The sequence below is a fragment of the Streptomyces sp. YS-3 genome, assembly GCF_045257485.1.
Classification (GTDB): Bacteria; Actinomycetota; Actinomycetes; order Streptomycetales; family Streptomycetaceae; genus Streptomyces.
This window is the reverse complement of sequence record NZ_JBJHPC010000244.1, coordinates 1-10,330: the sequence shown is the minus strand read 5'-3', so window position 1 is coordinate 10,330 and position 10,330 is coordinate 1. Positions and strand designations below refer to the sequence as shown.

Here is a 10,330-nt window from a genome sequence, read left to right as displayed (position 1 = left end):
CGCGTACGCCGGGGCGGCCCGGCGTACGCGTCGCCGCCCCGGCCCATCGCGTGCCCGCCCATCACGCCCACCACCCGCGTCCCGGCCAGGAGTTCGTCGAGCGCGTCCGAGACGGAGTCGTCGTGGATGGAGCGGAGCATGGACGCGAAGACGTCGCCGTCCGACTTGGTGCGCTGGAACCAGGCGTACGAGCGCGCGTCCGGCGTGTGCTCGTAACCCCTGTCGAGGTCCTCGAACAGCTCGTCGGGGGTGTAGAGCAGACCCCGGTACGGGTCGAACGGCAGATCCGGTACGGGCGGGAAGACCAGCGCCCCGTCGGCCCGGACCTTGGTGGTGGCGTCCGGCGCCATCCGGCAGCCGAGGAAGACGGCGCCCGCGGTGTCGGCCGACAGCAGCGCGGACGTACGGTCCGTCAGATCGAGGGACTGCAGGCGGTATCCGACCAGGGTGCCGCGCGCGACCACCTCGTCGAACTCGGCGACGGACTCGATCTCCCGGTCCCGCGCGCTCGGCACCCGCTGAAAGTCTTCACTGGCCATCGGGCCACCCTAGAACGTGCGGGCGGCGGCGGACCGGCCGGGTGTCCGGCCGGTCCGGCTCAGCCGGCCAGGGGCAGCGCCGCGAGCTCCGCGATGCCCCAGGTCACCGGGCCGAACAGGGCCACGATGCCCGCCGCGCGCAGAGCCGCCGCGGCGCGCAGCAGCCGGGCCGGGGCGCCCAGGCGCAGCAGCGCCTCGGTGGTGTCGCCGCGGACGTGCTTGGACTCCAGGGCCGCGGTCAGCAGCGTCGCCACCGTGCAGCTCGTCACCAGCGCGGCGCCCAGGCCCGTGAGCGGGCCGAAGGGGTGCGGGCCCGCCTCGTCGCCGTACAGCGAGGCGGCGGCGATCATGGCCGAGACCACCGCGCACACCACGCCCAGCGGGCGCCCGATGCGGCGGGCCTCCTCCATCAGGACCCGCCCCGCGAGCAGCCGGGCCGCCCCGGGGCGCGCGGTCTGGAGCAGCCGGCCGCACAGATGGGTCAGGGCGGGGCCCGCGACGGCGAGGCCCATGGCCGTCAGGACCCAGCCGGCCAGCACCCCGGCGGGACTGCTGTCGGGATGGCCGGGCATGGGGATCGCGCCGCCGGGGGTGCCCCGGCTCATGAACGTCTCGGCCGCCAGGCCCGCCGTGATCAGGGTGATGCCCCAGGGCAGCCCCGCCGGGACGGAGGCGGGGGGCCGCTCCGTGCCGCGCGGGCCCGGCGGCTCCTTGCGCGGGCGCAGGGCGAGCCCGGCCGCCGCCGACGCGGTGAGCGGCAGCACGCTGAGCAGGGTGAGGGCGGCGGCCAGGGGCAGCGGCTGGTCGGCGCCGAGCAGCCCGGCCGCGGCGCCGTCGAAGGGCAGCCCGGTGATGTCGCCGCGCAGGTGCAGATGGACCAGGAGCGCGACCGTGGAGCCGAGCGTGCAGGACACGGCCGTCGAGGCCGCCGCGATGGCGGTGAGCCGTCCGGGGCCCAGGCCCACCGCGGAGAGGCCGGGGCGGGGGCGGGTGCTGGGGTCCGTACGGGCCACGGCGACCGCGAAGTGGACGGTGGCGGCGAGCGGCACCGCGCACCACAGCAGCCGCAGCACCGAGCCGCCGGGGTGGGCCGCCGCGTACCCCAGGGTGCACAGGAGGAGGAAACCGACGCCCGCGGAGGCCGCGGCCACCAGCAGGCGGCGCAGCAGGACCAGCGGGTGGGTGCCCCGGGCTAGGCGGAGAGCGAGCACGCGGCGCGGCCCTCCGGGTCGGGGGCGCCGGCGGGCCCGGCCGCGGTCACCCGGCGGCCGTCGAGCAGCCACACCGCGCGGTCGGCGTGGGCGGCGGCGATTTCCGCGTCGTGCGTGGCCAGGACCGTGGTGATGCCGTGCGAGCGGGCCGCGGCCGTCAGGGTCCGCAGCACCTGGGCGCCCTCGGCGCGGTGCAGGGTGGCGGTCGGCTCGTCCGCGAAGAGCACGGCGGGGGAGGTGACCAGGGCGCGGGCGATCGCCACGCGCTGGCGCTGGGTGGTGGGCAGGGCGTGCGGGCGGCGCCGGGCGCAGGCGCCGATGTCGAGCCGCTCCAGCCACTCCATGGCGGCCTTCTTGGCGGTGCGGTGCGAGATGCCGCGCAGCAGCAGCGGCAGCGCCGCGTTCTCCCAGGCGTTCAGCTCGGGCACCAGGGTCGGTTCCGGGTCGATCCAGCCGAAGCGGTCCCGCCGCAGCCGTTCGCGCGAGAGCGCTCCCATGGTGTGGACGGGGGCGCTGTTGAACCACACCTCGCCCTGGTCGGGCACGAGCTGGCCGGACAGGGCGCGCAGCAGGGTCGTCTTGCCGCTGCCGCGCGGGCCCCCGACGGCCAGGATCTCTCCCTCGCGGATCCCGAGGGAGACCCCGGTCAGGGCGGGCGAGCCACCGTGGGAGTGGTGCAGGGAACGTCCCCAGAGCACATCGTTGTCCGGCGGGGCCACCATGGCGTACACCTCGGTTCAGATCAGATTGCCAGCTCCCCCGTACGGGGGAACGAAGGCAGGGCCGATCGGTCACTGGGCACGCTAGGGACTCGGGCGCGCCGGTCCCGACAGCACGCGGCCCGGTGGCGCCCATCTCACTCGGATGGGGGCCACCGGGCCGGTGCGTTCAGACGAATCGCCGGGGCGGTCCGGGGACGGCTACAGCTTCGTCCAGGCCTCGGTGAGGACCTGCCGCAGGACGCCCTCGATCTCGTCGAAGGTCCCCTGGTCGGAGATGAGCGGCGGGGCCAGCTGGACCACCGGGTCGCCCCGGTCGTCGGCGCGGCAGTACAGGCCGTTCTCGAAGAGCGCCTTGGAGAGGAAGCCGTACAGGACGCGCTCGGTCTCCTCGTCGTTGAAGGACTCCTTGGTGTTCTTGTCCTTGACCAGCTCGATGCCGTAGAAGAAGCCGTTGCCGCGCACATCGCCGACGATGGGCAGGTCGTGGAGCTTCTTGAGGGTGTCGAAGAAGGCGCCCTCGTTGTCGAGCACGTGCTGGTTGAGGCCCTCGCGCTCGAAGATGTCGAGGTTGGCCAGGCCCACGGCCGCGGAGACCGGGTGGCCGCCGAAGGTGTAGCCGTGCAGGAAGGTGTTGTCGCCCTTGTAGAACGGCTCCGCGATCCTGTCGGAGATGATGCAGGCGCCGATGGGGGAGTACCCCGAGGTCATGCCCTTGGCGCAGGTGATCATGTCCGGTACGTAGTCGAACTTGTCGCAGGCGAACATCGTGCCCAGGCGGCCGAAGGCGCAGATGACCTCGTCGGAGACGAGCAGCACGTCGTACTTGTCGCAGATCTCGCGGACCCGCTGGAAGTAGCCGGGCGGCGGCGGGAAGCAGCCGCCGGCGTTCTGCACCGGCTCCAGGAAGACCGCGGCGACGGTCTCGGGGCCCTCGAAGAGGATCTCCTGCTCGATCTGGTCGGCGGCCCAGCGGCCGAAGGCCACCGGGTCGTCCTGGTGTATCGAGGCGCGGTAGATGTTGGTGTTGGGCACCTTGTGCGCGCCGGGGACCAGCGGCTCGAAGGGGGCCTTCAGCGCGGGCAGACCGGTGATGGACAGGGCGCCCTGCGGGGTGCCGTGGTAGGCGACCGCACGCGAGATGACCTTGTACTTCGTGTGGTTGCCGGTGAGCTTGTGGTACTGCTTGGCCAGCTTCCACGCGGTCTCGACGGCCTCGCCGCCGCCGGTGGTGAAGAAGACCTTGTTGAGGTCGCCCGGGGCGTAGTCGGCCAGGCGCTCGGCGAGCTCGACGGCCTTGGGGTGGGCGTAGGACCACACCGGGAAGAAGGCCAGCTCCTGCGCCTGCTTGTAGGCGGTCTCGGCGAGCTCGTGGCGGCCGTGGCCGGCGTTGACGACGAACAGGCCGGAGAGACCGTCGAGGTACTTCTTGCCCTTGTCGTCGAAGATGTAGGTGCCCTCGCCCCGCACGATGGTGGGAACGGGCGCGTTCTCGTACGACGACATGCGGGTGAAGTGCATCCACAGGTGGTCGTAGGCGGTCTGGCTCAGGTCCTTGCTCACGGCTATCGGGTTCCCCACATATAGGTCTGCTTCTTCAACTTGAGGTAGACGAAGCTCTCGGTGGAGCGCACGCCGGGGAGGGCGCGGATCCGCTTGTTGATGACGTCCAGCAGGTGGTCGTCGTCCTCGCAGACGACCTCCACCATGAGGTCGAAGGAGCCCGCGGTCATCACCACGTACTCGCACTCGGCCATGGCCGTCAGGGCCTCCGCGACGGGGTCGAGGTCGCCCTCGACGTTGATGCCGACCATCGCCTGGCGCCGGAACCCCACGGTGAGGGGGTCGGTGACGGCGACGATCTGCATCACGCCCTGGTCCAGGAGTTTCTGCACGCGCTGGCGCACGGCCGCCTCGGACAGGCCCACGGCCTTGCCGATCGCGGCGTACGGGCGGCGCCCGTCCTCCTGGAGCTGCTCGATGATCGCCAAAGACACGGCATCGATCGACGGGGACGATCCGTTTCCCGTCCTGGGGTCTGCGCTTCGACTGGCCACGAAGCCACTGTGCACGCGACTCGTCTGTCCCGCAACCCCAAAGCGATGAAATTCGTTGTTCCGTGACCGTAGAAGCACTGAATCCGAAGTTGCTGGGCGGTGGGTCTGTCGAAAGCGACACTTCACCGACTAAGGTGGGTTGTCTCACCCATCGGACACCGGACCGGGAGGCCAGCGAAGTGACCACCGAACTGCGTCGTTTGCGCAACTACATCGACGGAGAGTTCCGCGATGCCGCCGACGGGCGGACCATCGAGGTGGTCAACCCGGCCACGGGCGAGGCGTACGCCACCTCGCCGCTCTCCGGCCAGGCGGACGTCGACGCCGCCATGGCCGCCGCCGCCGCGGCCTTCCCGGCCTGGCGCGACACCACCCCGGCCGAGCGCCAGAAGGTCCTGCTGAAAATCGCGGACGCCTTCGAGGAGCGCGCCGAGGAGCTCGTCGCCGCCGAGTCGGAGAACACCGGCAAGCCCCTCGCGCTGACCGCCAGCGAGGAGATCCCGCCGATGGTGGACCAGATCCGCTTCTTCGCGGGCGCCGCGCGGCTGCTGGAGGGCCGCTCGGCCGGCGAGTACATGGAGGGCATGACCTCGATCGTCCGGCGCGAGCCGGTCGGCGTCTGCGCCCAGGTCGCGCCGTGGAACTACCCGATGATGATGGCCGTGTGGAAGTTCGCCCCGGCGCTCGCCGCGGGCAACACGGTCGTCCTCAAGCCCTCGGACACCACCCCCGCCTCCACCGTCCTGATCGCCGAGATCATCGGCGCGATCGTCCCCAAGGGCGTCTTCAACGTCATCTGCGGCGACCGTGACACCGGCCGCGCGATGGTCGAGCACCCCACCCCGGCGATGGCCTCCATCACCGGTTCGGTACGGGCCGGCATGCAGGTCGCCGAGTCGGCGGCCAAGGACGTCAAGCGCGTCCACCTGGAGCTCGGCGGCAAGGCCCCGGTCGTCGTCTTCGAGGACGCCGACATCGCCAAGGCCGTCGAGGACATCGCGGTCGCGGGCTACTTCAACGCCGGCCAGGACTGCACCGCCGCCACCCGCGTCCTGGTCCACGAGTCCATCCACGACGAGTTCGTGACCGCCCTCGCCAAGGCCGCCGCCGACACGAGGACCGGACAGCCGGACGACGAGGACGTGCTGTACGGCCCGCTCAACAACGCCAACCAGCTGAAGCAGGTCACCGGCTTCATCGACCGCCTCCCGGCGCACGCCAAGGTGGAGGCGGGCGGCCACCGCGTGGGCGACAAGGGCTACTTCTACGCCCCGACCGTCGTCTCCGGCCTCCAGCAGGACGACGAGATCATCCAGAACGAGGTCTTCGGCCCGGTCATCACCGTCCAGTCCTTCACGGACGAGAAGCAGGCGCTGGAGTACGCCAACGGCGTCGAGTACGCCCTGGCCTCCTCGGTCTGGACGAAGGACCACGGCCGCGCGATGCGCATGTCCAAGTACCTCGACTTCGGCTGCGTCTGGATCAACACGCACATCCCGCTGGTCGCGGAGATGCCCCACGGCGGCTTCAAGAAGTCCGGCTACGGCAAGGACCTCTCGGCCTACGGCTTCGAGGACTACACCCGTATCAAGCACGTGATGACGTCGTACGAGGGCTGATCTCCCCCCGTGGACAAGCGACTTGTGGTGCGGCGCCGGACCGGGCGCCGCACCACAGGTGCGTGCGGGGCCGGTCACCGGTCGACAGGTTGTCGGCCCCGCCCCGCACGGCTGTACGCACCGTCCATTGCCCCGTACACCGGCGCCCCGGCATCCTTCCGGGGTGCGAGCGACCCCCCTGAACCCCCTGTCCCGCCGCCGGCTGCTGCGCGCGCTCGGCGGCGGCGCCGCGGCGACCGCGCTCGCGGGCTGCGGAGTGCCCGCGGCCTACGTCGCGCCCGGTGAGCGCGCAGCGCCCGACCGCTCGGCCGCCGAACACCGGCTCACCTTCGCCAACTGGCCGCTGTACATCGACACCGACGAGCACGACAAGGCGAGGCGGCCCACCCTCGACGCCTTCACCAGGCGCACCGGGATCTCGGTCACGTACACCGAGGAGATCAACGACAACGACGAGTTCTTCGGGAAGATCAGCCCGGCTCTGATGAACCATCAGACGACCGGCCGGGACATCGTCGTCGTCAGCGACTGGATGGCGGCGCGCTTCGTCCGGCTCGGCTGGGTGCAGGAGATGGACCGCTCCCGCCAGCCGAACGTCGCCCGGTACCTGGACCCGCAGCTGACCCGGCCCGGCTTCGACAGGGGACGGCTGCACAGCGTGCCCTGGCAGTCCGGGATCACCGGCATCGCGTACAACAGGAAGAAGCTCGGCCGCGAGATCAAGCACACCGGCGACCTGTGGGACCCGCGCCTGGCGGGCCGGGTGACGCTGCTGTCCGGGCTGGACGAGTCGTTCGCGCTGCTGATGCAGGGCGACGGCGTCGATGTGACGCGGTGGACGGCGGACGACTTCCACCGGATGTGCGACCGGGTCGAGAAGCAGGTGCACAACAAGCAGATACGCCGCTTCACCGGCAACGACTACATCAAGGACCTCTCCACCGGCGATGTGCTGGCCTGTCAGGCGTACTCGGGCGACGTGATCCAGCTCCAGGCGGACAACCCCGACATCGAGTTCGTGGTGCCCGAGGAGGGCGCCGAGCTGTGGGCCGAGTCGATGATGATCCCCAACCTGGCCCGCCACAAGGCCAACGCCGAAGCGCTGATCGACCACTACTACGACCCCGAGGTGGCCGCGGAGCTCGCGGTCTGGGTCAACTACGTCTGCCCGGTCCCGGCCGCCCGCGAGGTACTGGCGGCCTCCAAGGACAAGGAGCGCGCCGAACTCGCCGAGGACCCGCTGGTCTTCCCGGACGCCGAGATGCGCGCACGGCTCGCGATCGCCCGGGACATCACGTCGGGGGAGCGGGTGGAGTTCGCGAAGCGGTGGAACGCGATCGTGGGGCTGTAGACGGCCCCTCCCGGCGGGCCGGGGCGGTTTTGAACGCGTTCAAACCGAGGCGTAGGCTGCGATCATGAGCGAGCCAAGAGCCGTCCTCGTGCGGCGCATACGCCTGTGGCTGGCGGTCTTCATCGTCTGCCTCGTACTGAGCGGACTGACCGCCTTCCCGCTGGTGCACGAACTGCACTGGACACAGGACCTGCTGCGGTCCACACCGCTCGGGGACTGGTTCCCGGGCCTCGCCGGCTGGATCGACCGGGTGCGCGAAGGGCTCGACGCGACCGACGCGAACCACCCCTTCGTCCTCTACGGAACGGACTGGCTGGCCTTCGCCCACCTCGTCATCGCCGTCGCCTTCTACGGGCCCTACCGCGATCCGGTGCGCAACATCTGGGTGATCGAGTTCGGGATGATCGCCTGCGCCGGGATCATCCCGCTGGCTCTGATCTGCGGGCCGGTCCGCGGGATCCCCTTCTGGTGGTCGGTGATCGACATGTCGTTCGGGGTGTTCGGGGTGATCCCGCTCTACGTCGTACGCCGCCGGATCAAGGAGCTGGAGGCGCTCATGGCGCCGGCCGTCCCGGGGGCGCCGGCGCCGGCGTGACCCGCGCCCGCCCGCGCCGCCGTTCCGTCAGCCGTCCTCCGCCAGGACCGCGTGCAGCGCGTCCAGCCGGTTGGTGGTGATCGCGTCCACGCCCTGTCCGATCAGCCGCCGCATCGTGCGCCGGGTGTCCGCCGTCCACACCGACACCAGCATCCCGTCCCGGTGGATCCGCGCCGCCAGCTCCGCACTCATCAGCCCGAAGCGGTAGTTGAGCGACCGCGGCCCGACCGCGGCGATCAGCTCGGGGCGCGGCGGGGCCAGGGTCGTCCAGGTGAGGGAGATCTCGGCGGACGGGTCGGCGGCGCGGACCTTCAGCATGGTGGACGCGCCCGCGCAGTAGGCGACGCGGTCGGCCGCGCCGCACTCCCGCACCGTGGCGACCACCGCGCGCACCGCCGCCTCGGTCGCCCCCGGCAGATCGATCATCAGCCGGTGCGCGCCCGCCGCCGCCAGGGCGGCGCGCAGCGTGGGCACACCGGAGCGGGTCAGCTCGCGCACGTCCTCGTACACCAGGGAGGACAGCGGGCGGTCGTGGCCCCAGAGCCGCTCCAGGGTGTCGTCGTGGAGCAGTACGGGGACGCCGTCGCGGGTGAGCCGTACGTCGATCTCGACCACGTCCGCGCCCCGCTCCAGCGCCGAGTGGATCGACGGGAGCGTGTTCTCGCGGACGCGGTAGGGGTCGCCGCGGTGGGCCACGGCAGTCACGGTGCGCATGGGCCCATTGTGGTCGGGCGTTACCGCGCGAGCCACCGAGCGGTGTAGTCGTCGATCTCGGCGGTGAGCCGCGCCTTGCCCGCCTCGTCCAGGAAGGACGCCTCGACGGCGTTCCTGGCCAGGCCGGCCACGCCGCGCTCGTCCAGCTCCAGCAGACGGGCGGCGACCGCGTACTCGTTGTTGAGGTCGCTGCCGAACATCGGCGGGTCGTCGCTGTTGACCGTGACCAGCACGCCCGCCTGGACCATCTCCCTTATCGGGTGCCGCTCGATGTCCGTGACGACACGGGTCGCCAGGTTGGAGGTCGGGCAGACCTCCAGGGCGATCCGGTGGTCGGCGAGGTGCTGGAGGAGGTCGCGGTCCTGGGTGGCGCTGGTGCCGTGGCCGATGCGCTCGGCGCGCAGGTCGCGCAGGGCATCCCAGATGGACTGCGGGCCGGTGGACTCGCCCGAGTGCGGCACCGAGTGCAGCCCGGCGGCGATGGCCTGGTCGAAGTAGGGCTTGAACTGCGGGCGCGGTACGCCGATCTCGGGGCCGCCGAGGCCGAAGGAGACCAGGCCCTCGGGGCGGATGCCGTCGGCGGTGGCGAGCCGGGCCGTCTCGGCCGCCGCCTCCACACCGGCCTCGCCCGGGATGTCGAAGCACCAGCGCAGGACCGTGCCGAGCTCCTTCTCGGCCGCCTTGCGGGCGTCCTCGATCGCGTCCATGAAGGCGCGCTCGTCGATGCCGCGGCGGGTGGAGGAGAAGGGGGTGATGGTCAGCTCGGCGTACCGGATGTTCTGCCGGGCCATGTCGCGGGCGACCTCGTACGTGAGAAGCCGCACATCCTCGGGGGTGCGGATCAGGTCGACGACCGAGAGGTAGACCTCGATGAAGTGCGCGAAGTCGGTGAACGTGAAGTAGTCCGCGAGGGCCTCGGGGTCGGTGGGGACCTTCGAGTCCGGGTGGTGGGCGGCGAGTTCGGCGACGATACGGGGGGAGGCCGAGCCGACGTGGTGCACATGGAGCTCTGCCTTGGGCAGCCCCGCGATGAACGGGTGCAGATCGGTCATGGTTCTTCCTCCGCGGCTGTCGGCTTCGCTCGTCGGGGATCATGTTAGGCCGGGGGTGCCGCCCGGATCCCGCGGCCTACCACGGCTCCCGCGGATCCCGGGGGATCGCGGCGCGGGCGGGAGCGGGCGCGAGCCTTAGCATGTCGGAACCACGATGGGGGAGGCCCATGTCAGACAACCGCGATCAGCCGTCCCAGGGCGCGGAGCCCGTGGACCCGTGGGCGCCGCCGGAGCGGAAGGTTCCGCTGGAGAAGCCGGTGCATGACCAGCCGACGGTGACGTCCATGCCGGCGGCGCCCACGGGTCCACGGGCTCCGCGCCCTGGGACGGCTGATCGCGGTTGTCTGACATGGGCCTCCCCCATCGTGGTTCCGACATGCTAAGGCTCGCGCCCGCTCCCGCCCGCGCCGCGATCCCCCGGGATCCGCGGGAGCCGTGGTAGGCCGCGGGATCCGGGCGGCACCCCCGGCCTA

Annotated in this window: 9 protein-coding genes and 1 pseudogene; 3 read left to right on the top strand and 7 right to left on the bottom strand. The window is 71.6% G+C overall.

Going from position 1 to position 10,330, the window contains the following annotated elements; genetic code table 11:
* From ACJA3G_RS20220 to ACJA3G_RS20200, 5 genes and pseudogenes are all read right to left on the bottom strand, one after another.
* Window positions 1-539, bottom strand: a pseudogene (locus ACJA3G_RS20220) (Rossmann fold nucleotide-binding protein); the annotation flags it as partial.
* Between the two features lie 59 nt (window positions 540-598).
* Window positions 599-1,750, bottom strand: coding sequence for a hypothetical protein (locus ACJA3G_RS20215; protein ID WP_406554424.1), 1,152 nt, complete (start codon window positions 1,748-1,750; stop codon window positions 599-601).
* Window positions 1,732-2,472, bottom strand: a complete 741-nt coding sequence (locus tag ACJA3G_RS20210) for an ABC transporter ATP-binding protein (RefSeq protein ID WP_406554423.1) — start codon at window positions 2,470-2,472, stop codon at window positions 1,732-1,734. The genes ACJA3G_RS20215 and ACJA3G_RS20210 overlap by 19 nt, the downstream gene beginning before the upstream one ends.
* Window positions 2,473-2,670: 198 nt before the next feature.
* Complete coding sequence (locus ACJA3G_RS20205) at window positions 2,671-4,050, bottom strand: aspartate aminotransferase family protein (protein ID WP_406554422.1); 1,380 nt, start codon at window positions 4,048-4,050, stop codon at window positions 2,671-2,673.
* Window positions 4,035-4,526, bottom strand: a complete 492-nt coding sequence (locus tag ACJA3G_RS20200; RefSeq protein ID WP_190091075.1) for an Lrp/AsnC family transcriptional regulator — start codon at window positions 4,524-4,526, stop codon at window positions 4,035-4,037. Before ACJA3G_RS20200 ends, ACJA3G_RS20205 begins: the two co-directional genes overlap by 16 nt.
* A gap of 179 nt (window positions 4,527-4,705) precedes the next feature.
* On the opposite strand from ACJA3G_RS20200, the gene ACJA3G_RS20195 reads away from it, so the two are divergent.
* From ACJA3G_RS20195 to ACJA3G_RS20185, 3 genes are all read left to right on the top strand, one after another.
* A complete protein-coding gene (locus tag ACJA3G_RS20195; protein ID WP_406554421.1) occupies window positions 4,706-6,145 on the top strand; it encodes a gamma-aminobutyraldehyde dehydrogenase in 1,440 nt (479 codons plus the stop codon).
* A 187-nt stretch (window positions 6,146-6,332) separates the two neighbouring features.
* On the top strand, window positions 6,333-7,496 hold the full coding sequence (locus tag ACJA3G_RS20190) for a spermidine/putrescine ABC transporter substrate-binding protein (RefSeq protein WP_406554425.1): 1,164 nt from the start codon (window positions 6,333-6,335) through the stop codon (window positions 7,494-7,496).
* A gap of 64 nt (window positions 7,497-7,560) precedes the next feature.
* Complete coding sequence (locus ACJA3G_RS20185; RefSeq protein ID WP_406554420.1) at window positions 7,561-8,091, top strand: hypothetical protein; 531 nt, start codon at window positions 7,561-7,563, stop codon at window positions 8,089-8,091.
* Window positions 8,092-8,118: 27 nt separating this feature from the next.
* Here ACJA3G_RS20185 and ACJA3G_RS20180 read toward each other — a convergent pair whose 3' ends face one another.
* Both ACJA3G_RS20180 and ACJA3G_RS20175 read right to left on the bottom strand, forming a co-directional pair.
* Window positions 8,119-8,805 (bottom strand): glycerophosphodiester phosphodiesterase, encoded by a 687-nt coding sequence (locus ACJA3G_RS20180; protein WP_406554419.1) that lies wholly within the window; start codon window positions 8,803-8,805, stop codon window positions 8,119-8,121.
* Window positions 8,806-8,825: 20 nt separating this feature from the next.
* Window positions 8,826-9,857 (bottom strand): adenosine deaminase, encoded by a 1,032-nt coding sequence (locus tag ACJA3G_RS20175; protein WP_406554418.1) that lies wholly within the window; start codon window positions 9,855-9,857, stop codon window positions 8,826-8,828.
* Window positions 9,858-10,330 lie beyond the last annotated feature (473 nt).